This is a genomic window from Pseudomonas sp. A2 (assembly GCF_023100865.1).
GTDB lineage: Bacteria > Pseudomonadota > Gammaproteobacteria > Pseudomonadales > Pseudomonadaceae > Aquipseudomonas > Aquipseudomonas asiatica.
In genome coordinates this window covers 3,006,553-3,027,695 of record NZ_CP039127.1, presented here as the reverse complement: position 1 = coordinate 3,027,695, position 21,143 = coordinate 3,006,553, and the positions used below count along the sequence as shown (strand labels likewise).

The window sequence follows — 21,143 nt, the reverse complement described above, 5'->3', positions numbered from 1 at the left end:
GCCGGCGACGCACATCCAGCGGGATCAGGAATTGAAGCCCAACCCTGAGGAAAGGTCGGAGTCTCCAGGCTTGCGCTCCGCCTGTGTCGACGCTTTACCACCCGCCTGATCGAGCGACTCTTCGACCGACGCCTTCACCTCGCGGCCCTTGGCCTTGAGCGTGTCGGTCAAGCGATCGCTGCTGCCGCCCATCAGCTGGTCTTCCTTGCGGGTAGTGGGTAATGCGGCCCCCAATGCCGCACCCAGCGCTATGCCCAAAGCGGCCAATACCAGAGGTTGCTCCTGAAGCAGGTGATCGAACTGGCCCTTCAGTGCCGTGGCCTGATCTGCGGCCTTGTGTGCCGAATGGCGCACGGTATCCGCGGAAGCCCCCACGGAGTCGCGGGCGCCGCTGCCAAGGTCGCTGGCCCGATCGCGCATGTCATGGGCTTTCATGCGCACCTTCTGGCTGGCGTCGTGCACTGCCTCCCCCGCCTGCGCGAAAGCGCCCTTCACCGTGTCCACCGCGTCGCCGAGCTTTTCGCCCAACCCAGGCCCATGGTGCGCAGGCCCGGGGTTGAAGGGGCGGTTCTGGTTCAGGCCCAGCCAGGCCAGGCCCAATACCGTCAGGGTTGCGGGTACGGGGTTGTTCTTGAGGGTGGTGCCAAGGTTCTCGAAGAACTCGCCGCCATTGCCCTTGGCATAGGCCAGGACCCGGTCGACCATCTGGCCCGGGCTCAGGCGCTGTTCGAGGGCGTCCACCAGATCGCTGATGTGCTCGCGCTTGGCGTTGATTTCCTGCTCGAGCAAGTCCGGGTCTTTGTGCGCTTCATGTTCGAAGGAAGTGGTCATGGCAGTTTCCTCTTCAGCGTGTCCTTGTCCTGCTGCATGGCATGCAAGGTGCGGTCAGGGGCCAGATGCGTGGGTTCGAACCGTTTCTTGCCCGACTGCAACATGATGAACCCGATTACCAAGGTGACCACGCCCACGATCAGGGCTGCCAGCCAGGGTTCGAGCACCATCGCCAAGGCGTAGACTGCCGCCAGCAACAGGATGACGAAGCCCGCCAGCATCACGATCGCACCCGCTGCCACCGCAGCCGTGCCGGCTTTGAGGGTGGCGAGGTTCTGCTGCAGCTCTGCCTTGGCCAGCGCCAGCTCCTTGGTGAACAGGTCCGGTACTTCCCGCATCAGCTGGCGCAACAAACCGCCAACACCGACGGCGTCGTCTTCCGCCGTGTGCAAGCTCGGGGTGGTATGCAAGGGTTCTTTGTTCATCATTCACCTCCTTTGAGTGGATCGCGTTCGAACGGGCTGCCACTGACCGGCGTGCCTGCACCAGGGCCGACTGGGTCGATTGGGGTGAAAGGTTCACGGGTGGATACGTCGCTACCACGATCAGGCACTGGCTGCGCGGGGTGGGACTGTTGCCAATCACCGGACGACGCAGGGGTGGTGGACTCATGGCTGGTGCTGGCTCGCATGAAACGCGATACGGCAAACCCGATGGCGACGCTACCGGCCAGGAATAGCGCCGGGTTGCTCCTGGCCAACTGAGCACCACGCTGCAGCAGGCTTTCGGCACTTTCATGGCGTACCTGTTCGGCGAACTCACCCACGCACTCTGCTGCCTGGTTCAGGTACTGCGACAGCCCGAGACTGTCCTTGCCTTGCAGTGCAGCTGCCGCCGAACGCGCACCTTCCTCGAGCGAATCAAGCTGATCGGCTGCGTTATCGCGGTAATGTTCGAACTGCTCGCTGCCTTTGTGCCTGGCCTCGCCAAGCAGCGCACCGGCGTCATCGATAAAGGCATGCTCCTGGGTGCTACCGGGTGGAGATGTCGAACTTTGATTGGTCTTGTCCATCGTTTCGCCCTCGAAGCTGAATGTTGGGTGAGTGCCACTTTTATTGGGGCATTCATTCGAGGGACGCAGGTAAGGCGGCAGGAGTTCAGCGTTTGTGATCTATGACATTTGTCCGGAGGACCAAAGAAAATAGCGCAATCAATCTTGGTTGCTGGTACCGGAGCAAAGGCTTTGCATGTGGCGGTAATCAGCGTTGACAACGATCGCAGCACCGCCTTGTAACGGGGTGCGGCTGTGCTGCTCACGCCAGCTGGATGAAGACCGCGTAGATACCGAGAACCATCCAGAAGACCAGGAATATCCAAGGCGTACGCAGCGAAAACAACAACGACTTGCGGTGCCCGGCCTCTGAAATTTCCGCCTCACTGAACAATGGCGATTCGTCATACGCCAGCCCCATCAATGGCTCGCTGCGCAGCAGGTGGCTCTGTTTCACTTGCCAATGCTCGATGATCTTGTAGGCCGCGCGAATACCCGGCCAGGCATTGAGTGAACTCAATACGCCCAGCAAGGCAAGAAACGGCGGAACCACCAGCGTGAACATCTCCCCCCAGCTCTGGTTGAGGTTACCCATCGACGATACGAAGGCGATCACCAGAAACGACTGCGCGGCAAGATAGGCGTCTGTGCGGTTGGCGAGGATGCTGGTCTCGTACTGGATTTCACAGCGGTAGAAATCCAGGCGCTCTTTCGGCGAACCGAACATGCGGGCGTTCTGCTCACTGATTTCGTGTTCAGGGGTGGCGGGAGTGATGATTCGCGGCACGTGCTGGCTCCTGAAAGAAAGTGAGGATGATCGTGTCTCGAAACTTGAGAAGCGAACCCATGAGCGCAAGCCTGCCTGAAGATTTCAGGCAGGGCTTGCGCACAACAAGCTTCAGGTATTGCCGGTACCGCTATTGGAGAACTTCTTTACATCAATGGTCGGTGCGACGAACTCCGGCCCGTCGCCCGATACCCGCCAGCGCACATTGTTGATGCCGTAGCGCTCAGCCATCGGCCGGCTGACCTTCTTGATCTTGTGCTGGCCGAACCGTGGAATGATACCCACGCCGGCATCGCAACTTGCCCAGTGCCAGGCTTCGGCGTTGTCCATACGCTCGAGCCGGATGATGAAGGTGCGAAATTCCCCATGAAGCTCGTACTCGATCACATACAACTGCTGTCCAGCCATTGCACTCTCCTTCACCAATTCAGACTAATGGAGCGAGCAACGTGTAAAAAGATTCATTAATTTTGACTGGTTGGTCATCGCTCTTTTCCATCGCCATGCTTCCATCACTTCCTCAGCGCAAATGCCGCTCCAGAGCCAGTGCATTGGCTGTCGCAGCACCGGAGGCGGTGTTGTCGAAAATGCACCAGGTGGGCACTCCGGCGGCAAGGCTGTACCGCAAGTGTTCAGCCAGACGCTGCAGATATTCGTCGGGATACTCGCTGTGGTAGATCCTTGGTTCACCATGCAGGCGCCAGTAGACCAGCCCCGGCCAACCTCCCGGTTGCGCATCGGTAACGAAGCGCGACGGGCTCGCGGCAACCTGGGCGATACGCAAATCGACCAGCATCGGCTGCGCCGATTGCCAGCTGGCGTGCCTGGGCTCCAGCGCTACCGGCCCGTCATACCGTTGCCGCAGGCTTTCGAAGAAACGTCGCGCATGCTGGGGGTCATGGCCAAGCGATGGGGGCAGTTGTACCAGCAGGCAACCCAGGCGGTCGCCCAACTGACTGCATTGAGCAAGAAACCTGTCCAGCGCCTCCTCGCACCCGCAGAGCCGCTGCTCATGGCTGATGGCCTTGGGCACCTTCACCGCAAAGCGGAAATGCTCTGGTACGGACGCAGCCCAACGGGCGTAGGTTTCGGGGCGATGGGGTCGGTAGAAGGAACTGTTGATTTCCACCGCATTGAAGCGGCTGGCGTAGCGTTGCAGGTGGCTGCCGGGCTGCGCAAATGCCTCGACGTAACGGCTCGACAAGCTCCAGCCAGCGCAACCCAGATAAATCATCAGCTACCGGCCGGTTCGCCACGCAACGCCTCGCCCTCACCCGCGACGCGCCGGGCATACCCCACACCCCACAGCAGCGCCCGCCTCATGGTTTCTCCCGCGCGCTGGTCGTAGATCCGTTCGCACAGCACCGAACCGTCGGTGCGATAGACACCAATGAACAACTGCGTGGCGCCTGTACGTGACAAGCGCGTCTGCACTTCCAGGCAGGTGCCGGTGCCGAGCGTTTCCTCGTGGGTCTGATGGTGCAGGATCGGGTCGCACCACTGTCTGTAGGTTTCACCTCTTCGTTTCATCTGCCAGCCCTCACCTTTTCATGGTTGCTGATAATGCCCCGGCGACGTGCCTGGCTCATGGTCGTGCTCAAGACGCTGCACTTGCACGTCAGTGAAAGATGACGCTTCGTTGCGGTGCAGGCCCTGGAGGTAATCGCGCGCTGCTTCGCGGCTCAGGTCCTCCTGGTCGCTGCGCAACTCGCAGGTGCCGGGTTGGTTGTCGAGGATGTAGCTGATCAGGTACAGGTACTGGGCCATCGCTGTAACTCCTGCTGGCTGAATGAAATCGGACGACTCAGCTCGATTGATCCTGGCTTGAGTGCAGCCGTTCAGCAGCGACGACGACCGGCTCAGGAACTCATCGCCAGGCGGTGATCAGGACGCCACGCGTGCCGTTGACCGGGTCTTGTGCGGGGTCGGGCACGGAAGCGATTCGCGCCAGCGCCTGCTGGTGCGCTGCGCTTTCTGGCCGCTGGATATCGTAGTTTTCCTGCCCCTTGGGATAGGCGCCGACCACCAGAAAATCATCGCTGCTCTCGACGCAGCGATGGCCAGTTCCTGCCGGCAGTACCAGTACGTCGCCGCACTTCACGCTTATTGTCTGCCCCGCTTCGCCGCCCAACGTCACCCGCGCCCGGCCGCATGCGACGCCCAGAACTTCATGAGCATTGGGGTGAAAGTGATGGTAATCGAAGATCCCACCGCGCCACAGCGGCACCCACTGGTGTGCGGTGAACAGCGCCTCGAAGGCACTGGCGCAGTCTTGCGACGGGTTAAGTTGCAAGCGGTACAGCAATACCGGGAAACGGCTGTTCGGCGTTGCACCGTCGTCCTTGACATACAAGGTCTGCACGGTGGCACCCGCAGTGTCTGTCGCATTCATGTCGAGCATCCTGATCCTGTTGTCCGTTCACTTGCGAACCCGATGGCTCATGCAAGGTTCCAGTCGGTAGACCAGTGCGCACACGCTTGAAACTTTCCCGATCCGCGCCAAGTCCAGACCCCTATCGGTCACAGGACGGGAGAAGGCAATGACCAGCACGGTAGGCGACTTTCTGGTGGAGCGCTTGTATCAATGGGGGGTGCGGCGCATCTTCGGCTACCCCGGCGACGGCATCAATGGAGTATTCGGGGCGTTGAGCCGGGCCGAGGGCAAGATCCAGTTCATCCAGGCACGCCACGAGGAAATGGCGGCCTTCATGGCCAGCGCCCATGCCAAGTTCACCGGCGAATTGGGCGTGTGCATTGCCACCTCCGGCCCCGGCGCTTCAAATCTGCTCACCGGCCTGTATGACGCGCACATGGATCACCAGCCAGTGCTGGCCATCGTCGGTCAGCAGGCCCGAGCAGCGCTTGGGGGGCATTACCAGCAGGAGCTGGACCTGCTGTCGATGTTCAAGGACGTCGCAGGTGCCTTCGTCCAGCAGGCTTCGACCCCGGAACAGGTGCGCCACTTGCTCGATCGCGCTGTACGTACCGCCGTCGGCGAACGCCGGGTCACCGCCATCATCCTGCCCAACGACCTGCAGGACCTGCCCTACCACGAACCACCGAAAGCCCATGGCACGGTGCATTCCGGCATCGGCTACAGCAGGCCCAGGGTGGTGCCTTTCGAGCAGGACCTGCAACGTGCCGCCGAGGTACTCAACGCCGGACGAAAAGTGGCGATCCTGGTCGGTGCCGGTGCACTGCAAGCCACCGAACAGGTGATCGCGGTAGCTGAAACGCTTGGTGCAGGCGTGGCCAAGGCGCTGCTGGGCAAGGCCGTAGTGCCAGACGACCTGCCCTGGGTCACCGGCGCCATCGGGCTGCTAGGTACCGAACCGAGTTATCGGTTGATGAGCGAATGCGACACCTTGCTGATGATCGGTTCCGGCTTCCCCTACGCCGAGTTCCTGCCTGAGGAAGGCCAGGCCCGTGGCGTGCAGATCGATTTGCAGCCAGACATGCTCAGTCTGCGCTACCCCATGGAGGTCAACCTGGTCGGTGACGCCAGCGAAACGCTGCGGGCACTGCTGCCATTGCTCGAACACAAGACCGAGCGCCGTTGGCGCGACAAGGTTGAAGGCTGGCGCGCAGACTGGGACAAGACCCTGCAGAAACGCGCCTTGGTCAAGGCCGACCCGATCAACCCCCAGCGCGTGGTGCACGAACTCTCCCCTCGCCTGCCCGACCACGCCATCGTCACCAGCGACTCCGGGTCCTGCGCCAACTGGTTTGCCCGCGACCTGCAGATACGCCAGGGCATGCAGTGCTCGTTGTCCGGCGGCCTGGCCAGCATGGGCGCGGCGGTACCCTATGCCATCGCCGCCAAGTTCGCCCATCCGCGGCGCAGCGTGGTGGCATTGGTGGGTGACGGGGCGATGCAGATGAACAATCTGGCCGAGCTGATCACCGTCGCCAAGTACTGGCGCCAGTGGGAAAACCCCCAGTGGATCTGCGCTGTGTTCAACAACGAAGACCTCAACCAAGTGACCTGGGAGCAACGAGTAATGGAGGGCGACCCCAAGTTCGAGGCCTCACAGGCGATTCCTGATGTGCCCTACCATCTGTTCGCCATCTCCATCGGCTTGCAAGGCATTTATGTGGAACGCGAAGAAGACATTGCTGGCGCCTGGGAGCGAGCCCTGGCGGCTGACCGACCGGTGTTGATCGAGTTCAAGACCGATCCGGACGTTCCTCCCTTGCCGCCGCACATCAAGCTTGAACAGGCAAAGAAGTTCGCCAACAGCCTGATCAAGGGCGACCCGGACCAGGCTGGGGTCATCGTGCAGACGGCCAGGCAAGTTCTCGGTTCGGTATTGCCGGGCAAGAAATGATAGGTGGGCGGCACTGGCAGCAACCAGCCCCGCCGGCACCCGGCCAACTACACTCAGTCGACACACGTCTGCGCAGAGACAGCAATCATGCCTACGCAAACCGCAATCGTGTTCGCTGGCGGCGGCAGTCTGGGTGCAGTCCAGGTGGGGATGCTGCGGGCCCTGGTCGAAGCCGAAGTCCAGTTCGACATGGTGGTTGGCGCCTCGGTAGGCGCCATCAACGGTGCCTACTTTGCAGCGAGGCCCAACGCTCAGGGTGTCGAGACACTCGCCGAATTCTGGCGAGGCCTGAGCAGAACCGACATCTTTCCCTTGTCCTGGCTCGATACCTGCCGAGGCCTGCTCAAACGTCGTGGTTTCCTGCTGCAACCAGCGGCCTTGCATCGATTGCTTGGCAAGGCGCTGCCGATCCATCGCATCGAGGATGCGAAACTGCCCCTGCATATCGTCACCACCGACCTGCTAAGTGGTGCCGAGACAGTGCTGTCCAATGGCGAGCTCGAGCAAGCGCTACTGGCCAGCGCCGCGATACCGCTGGTGTTCCCTTGCGTGCAGATCGGCGGCCAGTTCCTGGTGGATGGCGGTGTGGCAAGCAACACGCCTATTTCGACTGCCGTAGCGCTGGGCGCCAGCAATGTCGTGGTAATCCCCACCGGGCTCAGCTGCGCCTTGACTCAACCGCCCCGCGGCCTTGTCGCCTTGGCCTTGCACACTGTCAACCTGATGAGCATGCGCCAGCTTGTGAGTGACATCGAACACTTCCGCACGCTCACCAGCCTGCATATCGTTCCGCCCTTGTGCCCGGTCGATGTCTCGGTATTCAACTTCGACCAGACCGAGTCGTTGCTGGAGCGGGCCTATGAGCAGACGCTTCGGTGGCTGGACCACGGCGGGCTCGAACGGACCAAGGTGCCGGGTGCCCTGACCGTTCACTCGCATGCCCATGAGCATTGAATGATGTGGACAGTTCGGGGCCTTACACATCTGCCCGGCGAAACACCAATACCCTTGAAACAGTGGTTTGGCATACGGCATCGTCCTGATTGAGCGTGATGCTCTCAAGGACAGCGAAGCCCCGGTCAGGCTTGGACTTCGACGCGGCAAGCTCCCTTATGGTTGTGGTCACTCGCAACAGGTCACCTGGTCGCACGGCCCTTGGCCAGCTGATTTCGCTGCCGGCGCCGATGAGCCCTCCAGCCACTGGAACACTCTCTACCAACAACCGCATCGTGACTGCGGATGTATGCCAGCCGCTAGCAGCCAGCCCAGCAAAAAAGGTTTCTTGGGCAGCATCGGGGTCCGTATGGAATGGCTGGGGGTCGAACTCCGAGGCGAAACTCAGGATCCGCTCCTGGGTCATTTCATACGAGCCGCTCATGAAGGACTCACCTACTTGCAAGTCCTCGAAAAAGAGCCTTTCAGGTGCAGAAGCCATGAGTTACCTCCGGGGTATGCAGGCAGCGGCGGCAAAGCGAACGTCTGGAACTGGCGCCAGTTTAGCCCTTCCCAACCTGCCTCCAAAAGCCACGCTCACGCTAGCGCTGCTCCCGTACGAACTCGATGAAGGCCCTCAACGCCGCAGGCACCTGGCGGCGGCTCGGGTAGTACAGATACAGCCCCGGGTAGTAGTGACACCAGTCCTCCAGCACCTCCTGCAGATGGCCACGCTCCAGGTGCTCCTTGGCCATGTCTTCGAACACGTAGGCCAGGCCGAGCCCTTGCAAGGCAGGCGCCAGCATCAGGCTGACGTCACCCAATACCAAGGGCCCCTGGACATCGACCTCCAGTTGCACACCCCCGCGCTCGAACTCCCATCGATAAAGTGCGCCACCAGGGAAGCGGTGCCCGATGCAAGGTAGTTGCTTCAAGTCTTGCGGGTGCTGTGGAACAGGATATCGATCGAAAAACGCGGGCGCCGCTACCACCACCGAACGAAGGTAAGGGCCGATGGGCAGCGAAACCATGTCCGCCTGGAGTCGCTCCCCCAGGCGCACGCCAGCATCAAAGCCGGTGCCCACCATGTCCACCAGCGCATCGTCACTGACGATTTCCAGGCGTATATCCGGATACGCCAGTAGAAAGCGATTGGCCAATGGCAGTAGCGCGAGCTCTACTGCGGCGCGCCCGGCAGTGATACGCAGGTTGCCTGACGGTTTGTCGCGGAAGTTGTTGAGGTCCTCCAGCGCGTCGGCGATGTCCCGAAAGGCCGGTTGCAGCCTCTGGTAAAGACGCTCCCCGGCCTCGGTAAGCGCCACACTGCGCGTGGTGCGGTTGAACAGGCGAACATCAAGACGGGTTTCCAGAGCCCGCAGCGCATGGCTCAGGGCCGAGGGCGTAAGGCCCAGCTCGACTGCCGCGCGGCTGAAGTTCAGGTGGCGGGCAATGCACAGGAACAGGGACAGATCGGCGGTGCTGGTTGGCTTCATTACTGAAAGCTACTCAAAGGCCAATGTAATATTCATGGGATTATCACAGCAATCCGCAGATTTTAAAGTTCGCTCAACTCATCGAGAAGGCCCGCATGGTGCAGGGTCGGATACAGGAGGAGTTGACATGCGTACCTGGCTCATTACTGGCGCTTCCCGCGGTTTCGGCACCCTGATCGCCCAACAGGCCCTGGCAGCGGGTGACGCCCTCATCGCAACGGCGCGTAACCCGGAAGACATCGAGGCTCGCCTTGGCCGGCACCCGAACCTGTTGGCCGTGCGCCTGGATGTGACCCGCGAAGAGGACGCCCATGCGGCGGTCGCTGCTGGCATCAAGCATTTCGGGCAAATCGACGTGCTGGTCAACAATGCCGGTTATGGCGTGCTCGGCGCGGTAGAAGAAACCAGCGCCAGCGAAACCGAACGGCTGTTCGCCACCAACGTTTTCGGGCTGCTCAACGTAACCCGCGCCGTACTGCCCCACATGCGTCGCCAACGCAGCGGCCACGTGATCAACATCTCGTCGCTCGGCGGCTACCAGGCCTACATGGGCTGGGGGGTGTACGGTTCGACCAAGTTCGCGGTCGAAGGCATCAGCGAAGCGATGCATCAGGAGCTGGCCCCCTTGGGGATCAAGGTGACCGTGGTCGAGCCGGGCTTCTTCCGTACCGACTTCCTGGATGACCAATCGCTGGTGAAGACAGCCTTGGAGCTGCCTGACTACGCAGCCACCGTCGGCGTCATGCGCCACCACGCCGAGGCGGCCAACCATGCCCAGCCCGGCAACCCTGCGAAGCTGGCCGAAGCCCTGCTGGCCCTGGTCAATGCAGCGAACCCGCCACTGCGCCTGGCGCTGGGCAGCGATGCCGTCGCGCGCATCGAGGCCAAGAACAGCGCGGTAGAGCAAGAGCTGGCCCAGTGGCGGGACCTGTCGCTCTCTACCGACTTTGCCGCGTAGCCGTCGCTGGCGTGCCAAACCTGAACCGGGGGCGCCGGTTCAGGTTGTCAGTGGCATTGAACAGCCGCCTCGACAATCAGCTGGACCAGGAGCGTAACCTGCACGCTCAAGGCAACGTTTGCAGGGTGAACCAGGCCAATGAAGCGGTCGACCTGGCGCCCACCAAATGACGAGCGATCGTAGCGCAGGCATCTTCCGAGTGATTGAAAGCGGGACTACCACGCTGAACGTGCTAGGCAATGCAATCGCACCACTGGTGATTGCCCGTTGGGAGGGGGGTCAGTTGAAGCCATCCCGGAGTGAGGCGCCCAGCGGAGGTTGATGGGCCTATTTAGTACCCGTTCTCATAGAACAACACATGAATCATTGATTTAGCAGGGCCCTGTGGGAGCGGGTTCACCCGCGAACACCGGCGAAGCCGGTGCCAAGCACCGCATTGGATTCTTCGCGGGTAAACCCGCTCCCACAGCGGTACGCGAAACACCCGCATGCTCAGTTTTCAGCGAGACAGCGCATGCCTTCAGTGCTCACGAACTAACGCAGCAAGGCCAACATGCTCGCAGCGTCGCTGCACTCGAACTTGCCGGGTGCTTCGACCGCAATGTGCCTGACCACCAAGTCGTCGACCAACATGGCATAGCGTTGCGAACGCCGACCCATGCCGCGTGCCGATAGGTCCTGGATCAGGCCCAGCGCCTCGCTGAATTCACCATTGCCATCGCCAATCATCCTGACCGCCTCGCCCACCTGCAGGCTCGCGCCCCAGGCATTCATGACGAATGCATCATTGACCGAAACACAGAGAATTTCGGCAACCCCGGCAGCGAACAGGTCCTGGGCCGCGGCCACGTAGCCCGGTACATGCCGCTGCGAACAGGTAGGCGTGAAGGCACCAGGCAAGCCGAAGATCACCACTTTTTTCTGCTTGCAGCGCTCGTGCAGGGAAAACGCGTTCGGGCCGATTGCACAGCCGCCCTCGCCGTTGCTGTACTGGTAAAGCGTAACGTCGGGCAGTGTATCGCCGGTCTTGATCATCGTTTTCTCCGTGGGACGGTAAATGGCCAGGCATGATGCAGCATCCACCAAGGTGCGTACATACAGCGGTCTGGCCTGGAAGCTGGATGTCAGCTACCACGACGCGCCTCAAACCACTGGAACAACCCCATGCCAACCAGCATCGCAGCTACGAACAGCCAGGCCTGCCAGTACCCTGCAGGCAGCAGCACCAGGGCCGGCCCCGGGCAGATGCCCGCAAGCCCCCAGCCAATGCCGAATACCAGGCTGCCGCCGATAAGGCGGCGGTCCACATCACGTCGGCCAGGCAATTGCATCGCCCCACCCAGCAGGGCCGTTGGATGACCGCTCGCCCAGCGCATCGGTATCCATGCTGCGGCAATCGCCCCGATCATCACCAGCGCCAATGAAGGGTCCCATTGCCCGGCAATGTCGAGGAAACCGAGCACCTTGGCAGGGTCGGCCATGCCTGCAAGCAACAACCCCACGCCGAACAGCAGCCCGGCGATGAAACCACTGAACACTGGCATGTCAGGCCCCTTGTACGAGATGGCGGACCACATACACCGTGGCAAAACCGGTGGCCATGAAGCACAGCGTTGCCACCGCCGAACGGGGTGACAGGCGCGACAGGCCACAGACGCCGTGGCCGCTGGTACAACCGCTGCCGTAGCGCGTCCCCAGCCCTACCAGAAGGCCCGCCGCGATGAGCGTCCACGATGCCGTGGTGAAACGGGCTGACGGCAGCGTGGCAAATATCCCCCAAAGCAACGGGGCTGCCAGCAGCCCCAAAAGAAAGGCAAGCTTTTCTCTGCGCCCTTCCCCGCCTCGCTGCAGCATCGAACCGAGCAAACCACTGATTCCTGCAATACGGCCATTCACCACCGCGAACAGCCCAGCCCCCAGCCCGATCAACACACCACCAGCCAGCGCGGACCATGGTGTAAAGGCCAGCCAATCAATTGCCATCGTATTTCTCCCGGAACATGAACAAGAGAACAACTAACGGTTCAGTAAGAAAGCTGAAAAATACCACGACCCTATGCCGACAACTTCAATGAGATTAGCCAGCCTATTCAAAGTACATGAAGCTGCACTTGTTTGATGCAGGTCAAATTCGCGACCAGATGGCCGCCTAGACTGCAATCATCCAGGCATACCAAGGCCTCGAGGCACGTCGTATATATCCATAAAAGTGGAGTTCGCCATGCAAACGCAATTGAAGTTGGTTCTTGCTGTTGTTCTGGCCGGTAGTGCATTCATGGCGCATGCCGAAGCCAAAAATCAGGCTGCCGACGCCTCCACCAGCGCCCCAGCCGCCAGTACAACTTCCGAGTCGCCCATGCACAAGGCGATGAGCGAGCAAATGCATAAGATGCAGGTTGCTCATGACAAAGCCGCAGCCGCGAAGACCCCTGCCGAGCGCCAGGCCGCCATGCGCGAGGGCATGAAGACAATGAAGGAGAGCATGGCCATGCTGCACCAGCAACATGCTGCGGGCTGCATGGGTTCGGGCATGGGAATGTCGGGAGCCAAGGGTGGCATGGGTATGGGCGACGGAATGATGGACATGATGATGAAGATGATGGATCAGCAGTCGTCGATGATGGATATGCCCATGAAGCAGTAACCAGTACTCGCTGATGTTTCAGCACTGATCGCACTGCGGTCGATGGCGTGGTCGAAGCACGCCATCGATCTCGGCCACTATCTGCCGCGTTGCATCCTCGATGGCCCCTTCATTACGGCACAATACCCAGCCGTGTTCCGCAACCGCACGCTCGAACGCTTCGGTACAGGCAACCTGCTCGACCAGGCTATGGATCACCGTACTGCCCAGCCCGCGCGTCCTTGCCGCGGCTCTTGCCCATGAAGTATCGGGGGCCGTGACGACCCCGACATGCAAATCGGGCACCTGTACATTTCGCTCGAGGTTCAGGCGCAGGATCTCGTCGAACGCCACGCTGCGGCGAAATGCGGCATCAGAAGGGTACCAGCGATCGATCAGTATGATGCTGCCCGCTGGCTGCCTGGGCAGCACGTGTCGGGAAATCCAGGCACGGCTTTCGGCGAAGCGCTCGCATACCCTCAATTCCAGGTCCCGGGAGGGGTTTCTGACCAGTTGATTGACAAGGGCCATGGTTTCCCCCCGGTAGGGGTCGCTTTTTTTCTCGCAAAGCCGGATCACTTTCTTGTTGTCAGCCCGCAAGGCCTTGGTAACCGCCTCCAGAAGCGTGGTCTTGCCGGTGCCCTTGGGCCCATCGATGGAAACAAACAGCGGGCGGGTCATTTTTAATTACCAGTCGAATCTGAAGATGCAGCGCAGGCCTGGGTGCCACAGTATTCATCACAAGCCAGTGGAGCCATGCAGCTAGCCTGATTCAACCCAGCTGGGCCTGGAGAAACAGCGAAAAAAGCTCCGACTGCGATTTGATACCCAACTTGCTGTACATATGCTTGCGGTGCACTTTCACTGTCTCCACGGAGATTTCAAGCTTGCGCGCAATTTCTTTGCTGGAACACCCGCTCAGCATCAGCCGCCCCACCTCCAGCTCACGCCCGGTCAGCGGCGACTCCATCTGCTCGACCCTGTCCTCCATGCGGCTTTGCCAGTGCGGCGCAGGCTTGGTGGCCTCTTCCAGCAACTCCCGCTCGAACGTCATCCGCTGGCGCATCAGCGCAGTGACCCACGGCCGCAACAGTTCAAGCAGGGTGACCTGTTCGATGCTGAACCGGCGCTTGCTACCCAACGACAGGCACAGCGTGCGCTGCGCATCCAGCTGCACGTTGAACTGAATTTCATCGGCAACCACGTTAAGTCGGAAATAGCGCTGGTAGTAGTCCGTCTGCTCGAAACACTCAGGGGCCACATCCGACAGGCGTACCAGGCCAGTTCCCCCGGATTCTCGGCTGGCCACGTAGAAAGGGTCCAGCAGGTACAAGCCCTTCAGGTAGTCCTGGAACAGCGGGTCAGGGTTGCCGTCTGCACTGGGGCATTCGGCGAACACCTGCGGGCGCCCTGCGGAAAACAGCAGCGCAACCCAGCTGTCGCAGGCAACGTACTCGTTCAGCAACCGCACCAAGGCTGTCCAGAAGTGGTCCTTGTCGAGGGTTTCGATCAATTGGCCTACCGATCGGTGCCAGGCGATGTCGTGCAGCGTAAAATTCATCCTCTACCCCTGTTGGGTTACCACGTGGGCGTAATACCCCCCGCCATGATGACCACCCCATAATCCGGGCTAGCTTACGCTGAGCGAACCTGTACCGGGATCGTTTTTTACACCCCATGCCGCCAGGGCATGGCGGTCGAAGCTGTTAGTCGAGGATTGGAAATGAAGGTAGAGCTTGTCCAACTGGCCGGTCGCGATGGCGATACCGCGTACAACCTGCAGCGTACCATCGAGGCGATCGGCAACTGCGGCGCCGATACCGATCTGCTGGTCTTCCCGGAAACCCAACTGATGGGCTTCCCAACCGAAGAAAACATCGGCCGCATCGCCGAGCCACTGGATGGCCCGAGCATCACGGCAGTCCAACAGGCCGCACAAGCGCAGAATGTTGCCGTGGTCGTCGGGATGGCCGAAGCCGCAGACGACGGCCGTTTCTACAACACCACCGTGCTTGTCACGCCTGAAGGCGTAGCGCTCACCTACCGCAAGACCCACCTTTGGGCATCGGACTGCGGGGTTTTCACCCCAGGCGACCGTTTTGCGACAGCCCTGTTCAAAGGCATCCGTGTCGGCCTGCTGATCTGCTTTGACATCGAGTTCCCGGAAACCGCCCGTGCCCTGGGGCAGCTGGGCGCAGAACTGATCATCATCACCAACGGCAACATGGACCCGTACGGGCCCACCCACAGAACCGCCATCACCGCACGCGCCATGGAAAACCAGGCCTTTGCGGTCATGGTCAACCGCGTGGGTGATGGTGATGGCGGCCTGGTCTTTGCCGGCGGCAGTGCCGTCGTCGACCCGTACGGCCAGTTGCTGTGCGAAGCCGGCCGTGGCGAGTGCCGGATAACCGTCGAGCTGGCCATGGACCAACTGCAGCAGTCACGGCGCGATTACACCTACATCGCCCAGCGCCGCATCCAGCTGCCGGGTGAACAGGTCGAGCACGCCAACGGTCTTCGCGAACTGATCATCCCCTCCTGAAAATTCCACCCTTCCAGGCTCTATTACTGGAATGCAAGGCCGCCAGGGACGGCAGCGTGTTCGACTCTGAATAACAATCACAAGCTGGAGCAAGCAGTAATGGCCACACTCAAGCGAACGCTTTCGCTGGGCTCGGTGGTGCTTTTCGGCATCGCCTACATGACCCCCATCATCGTCCTGGGCACATTCGGTATCCTGGCCGAGACCACGGGAGGGAGGGTACCTGCAGCCTACCTCGCTGCAGCCATCGCCATGCTCTTTACCGCCTTGAGCTACGGCCACATGGCGCGCGCCTTCCCGGTCGCCGGGTCCGCCTATACCTACGTGCGCAAATCGATCAGCCCGCAGCTGGGCTTCATCACCGGTTGGGCGGTGTTGCTCGACTACCTGTTCCTGCCCATGGCGATCTGGCTCATTGGCGCGGCCTATCTGCACTCGGCGTTCCCGGGCGTGCCACAAGCCATTTGGGTGTTGGCATTCATCGGCATCACAACAACGATCAATGTAATCGGCCTGCGGCTGGCCAAGACCGTCAATGGCCTGTTGATGTTCATTCAGCTGCTGGTGCTGGCGGCGTTCGTTGCACTGGCGGTGCACTATGTCTGGGGCGACCCCACGGTACCGCTGTGGACACTCGAGCCGTTCTACAAGGAAGGCACCCAGTTGCCGCTGATCATGAGCGGTGCGGCGATTGCCTGCTATTCATTCCTGGGCTTCGACGCGGTCAGCACCCTGACCGAAGAAACCAAGGAACCACGCAAGAACATCCCGAAAGCCATCCTGCTGATCACCCTGATCGGTGGCGGGCTGTTCATCGCCTGCAGCTACTTCGTTCAGCTCGCTCACCCGTCCACCGACTTTGCCAACGCCGACGCGGCGGCTTATGAAATCGCCCAGAACATCGGTGGCGACATCTTCGTCAGCATCTTCCTGCTGGGGCTGATCGTCGGCCAGTTCACTTCTGGCCTGTCGGCACAGGCCAGCGCCTCCCGGCTGCTGTATGCGATGGGGCGTGACGGAGTGCTGCCCGGGTCATTCTTTGGAAGGTTGAGCGAACGCTTCAGCACGCCGGTGCCCAGCATCATCCTGTGCGGGGTGGTCGCCCTGCTTGCCTTGCGCATGGACGTGACGACCTCCACCTCGTTCATCAACTTCGGTGCATTTCTCGCCTTCAGCCTGGTCAACCTGGCGGTGATCTTCCACTACTGGGTCGCCATGCAGCAGCGTGGTGCGAACGCGCTACTGATGTACCTCGCGTTCCCCTTGGTGGGCTTTGCATCCACGTTGTGGCTGATGGCAAGTCTTGATCACCTGGCGATCTACCTGGGGGCAGGCTGGCTCTGCCTCGGCGTGCTCTACCTGACGGTGATTACCCGTGGTTTCAAGCGCAAGCCCCCGGAGATGCACTTCGAGGAAGCCTGAGCTGTCCACTCAGGTCGATACGGCGCTTTGAGCGATGCTCTGGATGGCACCGGCGGCGCCGGTGTTTGCGGTTGAGTCTAAGGCAGGTCGCTAGCCGTGCAGGAGCGGCCTAGCGTCGCGATTGGCTGCATGGCAGCCCGGCGATTGTTGCGTTGATGCTGAAATCCGGGGGCCGCTTTGCGGCCCATCGCGACGCAAGGCCGCTCCTACACAGGTTCGGCGCCAGCCTTGAGGTGGCGCCGATCCTGTCAGGCCTTACACCGCCAGCGCGCGCTCACGCAGCTCGCTGTTGAGGATGCGGTCGTTCTCGCTGTAATCGACCGGGCAGTCGATCACGTGCACGCCCGGGGTCTTGATGCAGTGCTCGAGCAGCGGCAGCAGGCCTTCGGCGCTTTCCACGCGGTGGCCGTTGGCACCGTAGGCTTCGGCGTACTTGACGAAGTCCGGGTTGCCGTAGTCCAGGCCGAAATCGGTGAAGCCCATGTTGGCCTGCTTCCAGCGGATCATGCCGTAGCCATCGTCACGCAGGATCACCACGGTGATGTGCATGCCCAGGCGTACCGCAGTCTCCAGCTCCTGGCTGTTCATCATGAAGCCGCCGTCGCCGCAAACCGAGATCACCGGGCGGTCCGGGTGCACCAGGTGCGCGGCCATGGCCGATGGCAGGCCGGCTCCCATGGTTGCCAGGGCGTTGTCCAACAGCACGGTGTTCGGCTTGTGCGCCTTGTAGTTACGAGCGAACCAGATCTTGTAGATGCCGTTGTCCAGGGCAACGATACCTTCGGACGGCAGCACGCGACGGATGTCGGCGACCATGCGCTGCGGGTAGACCGGGAAGCGGTTGTCGTCAGCACCTTCGGCGATCTGTGCTTCGTTGGCTTCACGGATCGCCATCAGGCGGGTGAAATCCCAGTGCGAAGTGTCGTTCAGCGCTTCGCTGATCTGCCATACGGCGTTGGCGATGTCGCCGATCACTTCAACCTGCGGGAAGTACACGGCATCGACTTCGGCGGAGCGGAAGTTGATGTGGATGACCTCGGTGCCGCCACGGACCATGAAGAACGGCGGCTTCTCGATCACGTCGTGGCCGATGTTGACGATCAGGTCGGCGGCTTCGACGGCGCGGTGCACGAAGTCACCCGACGACAGTGCCGCGTTGCCCAAGAAGCGCGGGTGGCGCTCGTCGACCACACCTTTACCCATCTGGGTGGTGATGAACGGGATGCCAGTCTTGTCGATCAGCTGCTTGAGGACCTTGGCGGTCATCTTGCGGTTGGCGCCGGCGCCGATCACCAGGATCGGGTTACGGGCGTTCAGCAGCTTTTGTACGGCGGCGTCGATCGCCACGTGCTCGGCCAACGGGCGGCGGTGCAGGCTTGGCGGGATCGGCAGTGCGTCGGTCTGCTCGGCGGCGATGTCTTCCGGCAGCTCCAGGTGCACGGCACCCGGCTTTTCTTCTTCAGCCAGGCGGAAGGCTTCGCGCATGCGCGAAGGGATGTTGTCGGCGGAGGCGAACTGGTGGGTGTACTTGGTGATGGGGTCCATCATGCCGCACACATCGATGATCTGGAAACGGCCCTGCTTGGACTTCTTGATCGGCTTCTGGCCGGTGATCATCATCATCGGCATGCCGCCCAGGTAGGCATAGGCGCTGGCGGTGACCAGGTTGGTGGCGCCAGGGCCGAGGGTCGACAGGCTGACGCCGGTCTTGCCGGTCAGGCGACCATAGGTGGCAGCCATGAAACCTGCGGACTGCTCGTGACGGGTAAGTACCAGCTTGATCTTCGACTTGCGCAGGGATTCGAGCAGGTCGAGGTTTTCCTCACCAGGAATGCCGAACACATACTCGACACCTTCGTTTTCCAGGCATTGCACAACGACATCGGCGGCCTTGGCCATTTGGGGTACTACCTCAAAATCTTTGTGGGATTGCAGATTTATTAAGCTGCGTGACTGAGATGTTGCAGGATGTCTCAGTGGCGCGCATCGTAGGCCCTCTGGTTAATAATAATAAATATATTGTTATGATGCTTGGCATCACAGTTTGTTATGAACGGTAAACCCCCTCAATGAACCTCAAGGCATTGCGCTGCTGCGTCGAGATCGTGCGCCAAGGCAGCTTCACCAAAGCCGCGCAGCACCTGCATATCGCCCAGCCGGCACTGAGCATGGCCGTTACCCGCCTGGAAGAAGAACTGGGCGTCACCCTGTTCAACCGCACCACACGCAAAGTCATCCTGACAGCCGAGGGCGAACGCTTCCTGCCACGTATTGCAGCGGCCCTGCGGGAAATGGATGTGGCCCGGCAAGAGCTGCGCGACATGGCCGACCTGAAGCGCGGCGAAGTGCGCCTGGGTATCCCGCCGATGTTCGGCCTGCACTATGTGCCCGGCCTGATGAACGCCTTCCGCCAGCTGTACCCGGGCATTGCCATGACCGTGTTCGAAGGCAGTGCCGAGGACATCGGCCATCGCCTGGAACAACGGGAGATCGACCTGGCGCTGCTGGAGTCCCGGCGCGTGCCGCCCGACAAGGAATCGATCCTCTTGGGCAGCGATGAGATGCTGGCGTGCATGCACCCTGACCATCCCTATGCTGGCAAGGCCTTCCTCACAGCCGAGGACCTGCGCAATACCGACATGGTGGTGTTCGACCGCACCTTCGTGCAACGTCACCTGCTGGATGCGTTCTTTGCCGAACATGGCATCACCTACCGGGTAGCGCTGCAAAGCAACTTCGTATCGCTGGTGGTACAGGCCGCGCTGGACAACATGGGCGTGGCGACCCTGCTGCGCTCGGTGCAACAGCGCACGCCGGGCATCGTCGGCGTACCGTTCCAGCCAGCGCAGCAGATGAGCTTCCGCTTGTGCTGGCGCTCGGGGGAATACCTTTCGCTGGCCAGCAAGCGCTTCATCGATTTTGCCGCGCAGACTCATTACCTGGAGCGCTGACTCCACCTTGCTCGACGTCACTATCGCGAGTTGACTATGATCCCACCTTGAACGTTTCAGCATGTTTCACAAGGATCCAGATGTCAGTTCAGGAATTACCCCCTCTCCCTAGCAAAAGTACCGTCGCGAAGATGGAAGCCGCCATGGCGCTGGGCAGCTTTGCCATTGGCACCGGCGAGTTCGCCATCATGGGCCTGATGCCCGATATCGCCAGCAATCTGCAATTGAGCGAGCCCCAGGTGGGCCATGCCATCAGCGCCTATGCGCTGGGGGTGATGGTTGGCGCCCCGACACTGGCGATCATCGGTGCCAGGCTGTTGCGCAAGCACATGCTGCTGTTGTTGATGGCGTTGTATGCCGTAGGCAACCTGGCTACCGCCTTCGCCCCCTCGTTCGGTGGCCTGGTCGCCTTCCGCTTCATCAGCGGCCTGCCCCACGGTGCCTACTTCGGCATCGCGGCGGTAGTGGCATCGAGCATGGTGGCCAGGGACCAGCGTGCGGGGGCCGTGGCCCGGGTGATGATGGGGCTGACCGTGGCCATGTTGCTCGGCAACCCGGTTGCCACCTTGCTGGGCCAGTACTTCGGCTGGCGCTCGGCATTCGTGCTGGTCGGCGTGATCGCCCTGTGCACCATCGCCCTGGTTTGGCGCTTCGTGCCCCAGCGCCACGATGAAGTGCGCAGCGACCCGCGCAAGGAACTGCAAGCCTTCACCCTGCCGCAGGTGTGGATGGCGCTGGGCATCGCCTCGATCGGCTTTGCCGGCATGTTCTGTGTGTTCAGCTACCTGGCGCCGACCATGTTGCAGGTGACCCAGGTGTCGCCGCAGTGGATTCCATTCGGCCTGGCGGCATTCGGCGTCGGCGGCATCGTCGGCAACATCGCCGGTGGCAAGCTGTTCGACCGCCTGCAGTTCCGCGCCGTCGGGCTGGTGCTGGTGTGGTCGATTGCCGTGCTGCTGTTCTTCAGCTTTGCCGCCCAGGCGCTGTGGAGCCTGCTGCTGGGCATTGGCCTGGTCGGCACCATGATTGCCCTGGCGGCGCCGTTGCAAATCCGCCTGATGGACATTGCCCATGAAGCGCCAAGCCTGGCGGCGGCGTCCAACCATGCGGCGTTCAACCTGGCCAATGCGCTGGGGCCGTGGCTGGGTGGCATGGCGATAACCGCAGGTATGGGCTGGACCAGCACCGGGTACATCGGCGCGGCTACGGCGCTGGTCGGGCTGGGGATCTACCTGGTGGCACGGCGGATGAAGGGCGGGCACTAAGGTTGAGGCCTGACAG

The 21,143-nt window shown here is 61.4% G+C and carries 25 protein-coding genes; 8 read left to right on the top strand and 17 right to left on the bottom strand.

Annotated elements, in window-relative coordinates:
* Nucleotides 1-24: 24 nt before the first annotated feature.
* From E5221_RS14135 to E5221_RS14095, 9 genes are all read right to left on the bottom strand, one after another.
* Complete coding sequence (locus E5221_RS14135; protein WP_247847703.1) at nt 25-831, bottom strand: DUF3618 domain-containing protein; 807 nt, start codon at nt 829-831, stop codon at nt 25-27.
* Complete coding sequence (locus E5221_RS14130) at nt 828-1,256, bottom strand: phage holin family protein (protein ID WP_247847702.1); 429 nt, start codon at nt 1,254-1,256, stop codon at nt 828-830. The genes E5221_RS14135 and E5221_RS14130 overlap by 4 nt, the downstream gene beginning before the upstream one ends.
* Nucleotides 1,256-1,843, bottom strand: a complete 588-nt coding sequence (locus E5221_RS14125; RefSeq protein WP_247847701.1) for a hypothetical protein — start codon at nt 1,841-1,843, stop codon at nt 1,256-1,258. Before E5221_RS14125 ends, E5221_RS14130 begins: the two co-directional genes overlap by 1 nt.
* 241 nt (nt 1,844-2,084) lie before the next feature.
* Entirely contained in the window at nt 2,085-2,609 is a 525-nt protein-coding gene (locus E5221_RS14120) for a hypothetical protein (protein WP_061551483.1), read from the bottom strand.
* Nucleotides 2,610-2,720: 111 nt separating this feature from the next.
* Nucleotides 2,721-3,017, bottom strand: coding sequence for a DUF6555 family protein (locus tag E5221_RS14115; RefSeq protein ID WP_024087113.1), 297 nt, complete (start codon nt 3,015-3,017; stop codon nt 2,721-2,723).
* A gap of 112 nt (nt 3,018-3,129) precedes the next feature.
* A complete protein-coding gene (locus E5221_RS14110) occupies nt 3,130-3,843 on the bottom strand; it encodes a DUF72 domain-containing protein (RefSeq protein ID WP_247847700.1) in 714 nt (237 codons plus the stop codon).
* Complete coding sequence (locus E5221_RS14105; RefSeq protein ID WP_247847699.1) at nt 3,843-4,139, bottom strand: hypothetical protein; 297 nt, start codon at nt 4,137-4,139, stop codon at nt 3,843-3,845. Before E5221_RS14105 ends, E5221_RS14110 begins: the two co-directional genes overlap by 1 nt.
* 18 nt (nt 4,140-4,157) lie before the next feature.
* Nucleotides 4,158-4,376, bottom strand: a complete 219-nt coding sequence (locus E5221_RS14100) for a hypothetical protein (protein ID WP_013972583.1) — start codon at nt 4,374-4,376, stop codon at nt 4,158-4,160.
* A 100-nt stretch (nt 4,377-4,476) separates the two neighbouring features.
* Entirely contained in the window at nt 4,477-5,010 is a 534-nt protein-coding gene (locus E5221_RS14095; protein ID WP_247847698.1) for a cupin domain-containing protein, read from the bottom strand.
* A gap of 139 nt (nt 5,011-5,149) precedes the next feature.
* Here E5221_RS14095 and E5221_RS14090 point away from each other — a divergent pair, with 139 nt between their 5' ends.
* Both E5221_RS14090 and E5221_RS14085 read left to right on the top strand, forming a co-directional pair.
* Nucleotides 5,150-6,937: a thiamine pyrophosphate-requiring protein gene (locus E5221_RS14090; protein ID WP_247847697.1), complete on the top strand. Its 1,788-nt coding sequence runs from the start codon at nt 5,150-5,152 to the stop codon at nt 6,935-6,937.
* 87 nt (nt 6,938-7,024) lie between these two features.
* Nucleotides 7,025-7,891, top strand: coding sequence for a patatin-like phospholipase family protein (locus E5221_RS14085; protein ID WP_061551492.1), 867 nt, complete (start codon nt 7,025-7,027; stop codon nt 7,889-7,891).
* Between the two features lie 22 nt (nt 7,892-7,913).
* On the opposite strand, the gene E5221_RS14080 is transcribed toward E5221_RS14085, so the two are convergent.
* Nucleotides 7,914-8,372 carry a MaoC family dehydratase gene (locus tag E5221_RS14080; RefSeq protein ID WP_061551478.1) on the bottom strand — a complete coding sequence of 153 codons (459 nt, stop codon included), beginning with the start codon at nt 8,370-8,372 and terminating at the stop codon, nt 7,914-7,916.
* 100 nt (nt 8,373-8,472) lie between these two features.
* Complete coding sequence (locus E5221_RS14075; RefSeq protein WP_247847696.1) at nt 8,473-9,363, bottom strand: LysR family transcriptional regulator; 891 nt, start codon at nt 9,361-9,363, stop codon at nt 8,473-8,475.
* A gap of 127 nt (nt 9,364-9,490) precedes the next feature.
* Here E5221_RS14075 and E5221_RS14070 point away from each other — a divergent pair, with 127 nt between their 5' ends.
* Nucleotides 9,491-10,321 (top strand): oxidoreductase, encoded by an 831-nt coding sequence (locus tag E5221_RS14070; RefSeq protein ID WP_247847695.1) that lies wholly within the window; start codon nt 9,491-9,493, stop codon nt 10,319-10,321.
* 534 nt (nt 10,322-10,855) lie between these two features.
* Here E5221_RS14070 and E5221_RS14065 read toward each other — a convergent pair.
* From E5221_RS14065 to E5221_RS14055, 3 genes are all read right to left on the bottom strand, one after another.
* Complete coding sequence (locus tag E5221_RS14065) at nt 10,856-11,356, bottom strand: peroxiredoxin (protein ID WP_039613423.1); 501 nt, start codon at nt 11,354-11,356, stop codon at nt 10,856-10,858.
* An 89-nt stretch (nt 11,357-11,445) separates the two neighbouring features.
* On the bottom strand, nt 11,446-11,865 hold the full coding sequence (locus tag E5221_RS14060; RefSeq protein ID WP_247847694.1) for a DUF6691 family protein: 420 nt from the start codon (nt 11,863-11,865) through the stop codon (nt 11,446-11,448).
* Between the two features lies 1 nt (nt 11,866).
* Complete coding sequence (locus tag E5221_RS14055) at nt 11,867-12,304, bottom strand: hypothetical protein (RefSeq protein WP_003258763.1); 438 nt, start codon at nt 12,302-12,304, stop codon at nt 11,867-11,869.
* A gap of 238 nt (nt 12,305-12,542) precedes the next feature.
* Here E5221_RS14055 and E5221_RS14050 point away from each other — a divergent pair, with 238 nt between their 5' ends.
* Nucleotides 12,543-12,965, top strand: coding sequence for a hypothetical protein (locus E5221_RS14050; RefSeq protein WP_061551475.1), 423 nt, complete (start codon nt 12,543-12,545; stop codon nt 12,963-12,965).
* 18 nt (nt 12,966-12,983) lie between these two features.
* On the opposite strand, the gene E5221_RS14045 is transcribed toward E5221_RS14050, so the two are convergent.
* Together E5221_RS14045 and E5221_RS14040 are read right to left on the bottom strand one after the other, a co-directional pair.
* Entirely contained in the window at nt 12,984-13,625 is a 642-nt protein-coding gene (locus E5221_RS14045) for a dTMP kinase (protein WP_013972571.1), read from the bottom strand.
* 91 nt (nt 13,626-13,716) lie between these two features.
* Nucleotides 13,717-14,505: a LuxR C-terminal-related transcriptional regulator gene (locus E5221_RS14040; RefSeq protein ID WP_015270268.1), complete on the bottom strand. Its 789-nt coding sequence runs from the start codon at nt 14,503-14,505 to the stop codon at nt 13,717-13,719.
* A 162-nt stretch (nt 14,506-14,667) separates the two neighbouring features.
* On the opposite strand from E5221_RS14040, the gene E5221_RS14035 reads away from it, so the two are divergent.
* Together E5221_RS14035 and E5221_RS14030 are read left to right on the top strand one after the other, a co-directional pair.
* Nucleotides 14,668-15,489 carry a carbon-nitrogen hydrolase family protein gene (locus E5221_RS14035; RefSeq protein WP_024087107.1) on the top strand — a complete coding sequence of 274 codons (822 nt, stop codon included), beginning with the start codon at nt 14,668-14,670 and terminating at the stop codon, nt 15,487-15,489.
* Nucleotides 15,490-15,588: 99 nt separating this feature from the next.
* The gene (locus E5221_RS14030) at nt 15,589-16,911 is read left to right on the top strand and encodes an APC family permease (RefSeq protein WP_247847693.1); all 1,323 of its coding nucleotides are present in this window, start codon (nt 15,589-15,591) and stop codon (nt 16,909-16,911) included.
* A gap of 255 nt (nt 16,912-17,166) precedes the next feature.
* Here E5221_RS14030 and E5221_RS14025 read toward each other — a convergent pair whose 3' ends face one another.
* Nucleotides 17,167-18,810 carry an acetolactate synthase large subunit gene (locus tag E5221_RS14025; RefSeq protein ID WP_013972567.1) on the bottom strand — a complete coding sequence of 548 codons (1,644 nt, stop codon included), beginning with the start codon at nt 18,808-18,810 and terminating at the stop codon, nt 17,167-17,169.
* A 170-nt stretch (nt 18,811-18,980) separates the two neighbouring features.
* Here E5221_RS14025 and E5221_RS14020 point away from each other — a divergent pair, with 170 nt between their 5' ends.
* Both E5221_RS14020 and E5221_RS14015 read left to right on the top strand, forming a co-directional pair.
* On the top strand, nt 18,981-19,862 hold the full coding sequence (locus E5221_RS14020) for a LysR family transcriptional regulator (protein ID WP_123084150.1): 882 nt from the start codon (nt 18,981-18,983) through the stop codon (nt 19,860-19,862).
* 80 nt (nt 19,863-19,942) lie between these two features.
* Nucleotides 19,943-21,127, top strand: coding sequence for an MFS transporter (locus tag E5221_RS14015; protein ID WP_123084151.1), 1,185 nt, complete (start codon nt 19,943-19,945; stop codon nt 21,125-21,127).
* The last annotated feature ends 16 nt before the right edge of the window (nt 21,128-21,143 follow it).

Excerpts from the sequence above, each read along its gene's own strand:
- E5221_RS14045 (WP_013972571.1), bottom strand. The coding sequence starts at position 13,625 with ATGACCCGCCCGCTGTTTGTTTCCATCGATGGGCCCAAGGGCACCGGC.
- E5221_RS14075 (WP_247847696.1), bottom strand. The coding sequence starts at position 9,363 with ATGAAGCCAACCAGCACCGCCGATCTGTCCCTGTTCCTGTGCATTGCC.
- E5221_RS14130 (WP_247847702.1), bottom strand. The coding sequence starts at position 1,256 with ATGAACAAAGAACCCTTGCATACCACCCCGAGCTTGCACACGGCGGAA.
- E5221_RS14105 (WP_247847699.1), bottom strand. The coding sequence starts at position 4,139 with ATGAAACGAAGAGGTGAAACCTACAGACAGTGGTGCGACCCGATCCTG.
- E5221_RS14135 (WP_247847703.1), bottom strand. The coding sequence starts at position 831 with ATGACCACTTCCTTCGAACATGAAGCGCACAAAGACCCGGACTTGCTC.
- E5221_RS14015 (WP_123084151.1), top strand. The coding sequence starts at position 19,943 with ATGTCAGTTCAGGAATTACCCCCTCTCCCTAGCAAAAGTACCGTCGCG.
- E5221_RS14050 (WP_061551475.1), top strand. The coding sequence starts at position 12,543 with ATGCAAACGCAATTGAAGTTGGTTCTTGCTGTTGTTCTGGCCGGTAGT.
- E5221_RS14035 (WP_024087107.1), top strand. The coding sequence starts at position 14,668 with ATGAAGGTAGAGCTTGTCCAACTGGCCGGTCGCGATGGCGATACCGCG.
- E5221_RS14070 (WP_247847695.1), top strand. The coding sequence starts at position 9,491 with ATGCGTACCTGGCTCATTACTGGCGCTTCCCGCGGTTTCGGCACCCTG.
- E5221_RS14060 (WP_247847694.1), bottom strand. The coding sequence starts at position 11,865 with ATGCCAGTGTTCAGTGGTTTCATCGCCGGGCTGCTGTTCGGCGTGGGG.
- E5221_RS14095 (WP_247847698.1), bottom strand. The coding sequence starts at position 5,010 with ATGCTCGACATGAATGCGACAGACACTGCGGGTGCCACCGTGCAGACC.
- E5221_RS14030 (WP_247847693.1), top strand. The coding sequence starts at position 15,589 with ATGGCCACACTCAAGCGAACGCTTTCGCTGGGCTCGGTGGTGCTTTTC.
- E5221_RS14085 (WP_061551492.1), top strand. The coding sequence starts at position 7,025 with ATGCCTACGCAAACCGCAATCGTGTTCGCTGGCGGCGGCAGTCTGGGT.
- E5221_RS14110 (WP_247847700.1), bottom strand. The coding sequence starts at position 3,843 with ATGATTTATCTGGGTTGCGCTGGCTGGAGCTTGTCGAGCCGTTACGTC.
- E5221_RS14020 (WP_123084150.1), top strand. The coding sequence starts at position 18,981 with ATGAACCTCAAGGCATTGCGCTGCTGCGTCGAGATCGTGCGCCAAGGC.
- E5221_RS14100 (WP_013972583.1), bottom strand. The coding sequence starts at position 4,376 with ATGGCCCAGTACCTGTACCTGATCAGCTACATCCTCGACAACCAACCC.
- E5221_RS14055 (WP_003258763.1), bottom strand. The coding sequence starts at position 12,304 with ATGGCAATTGATTGGCTGGCCTTTACACCATGGTCCGCGCTGGCTGGT.
- E5221_RS14115 (WP_024087113.1), bottom strand. The coding sequence starts at position 3,017 with ATGGCTGGACAGCAGTTGTATGTGATCGAGTACGAGCTTCATGGGGAA.
- E5221_RS14125 (WP_247847701.1), bottom strand. The coding sequence starts at position 1,843 with ATGGACAAGACCAATCAAAGTTCGACATCTCCACCCGGTAGCACCCAG.
- E5221_RS14080 (WP_061551478.1), bottom strand. The coding sequence starts at position 8,372 with ATGGCTTCTGCACCTGAAAGGCTCTTTTTCGAGGACTTGCAAGTAGGT.
- E5221_RS14025 (WP_013972567.1), bottom strand. The coding sequence starts at position 18,810 with ATGGCCAAGGCCGCCGATGTCGTTGTGCAATGCCTGGAAAACGAAGGT.
- E5221_RS14090 (WP_247847697.1), top strand. The coding sequence starts at position 5,150 with ATGACCAGCACGGTAGGCGACTTTCTGGTGGAGCGCTTGTATCAATGG.
- E5221_RS14065 (WP_039613423.1), bottom strand. The coding sequence starts at position 11,356 with ATGATCAAGACCGGCGATACACTGCCCGACGTTACGCTTTACCAGTAC.
- E5221_RS14040 (WP_015270268.1), bottom strand. The coding sequence starts at position 14,505 with ATGAATTTTACGCTGCACGACATCGCCTGGCACCGATCGGTAGGCCAA.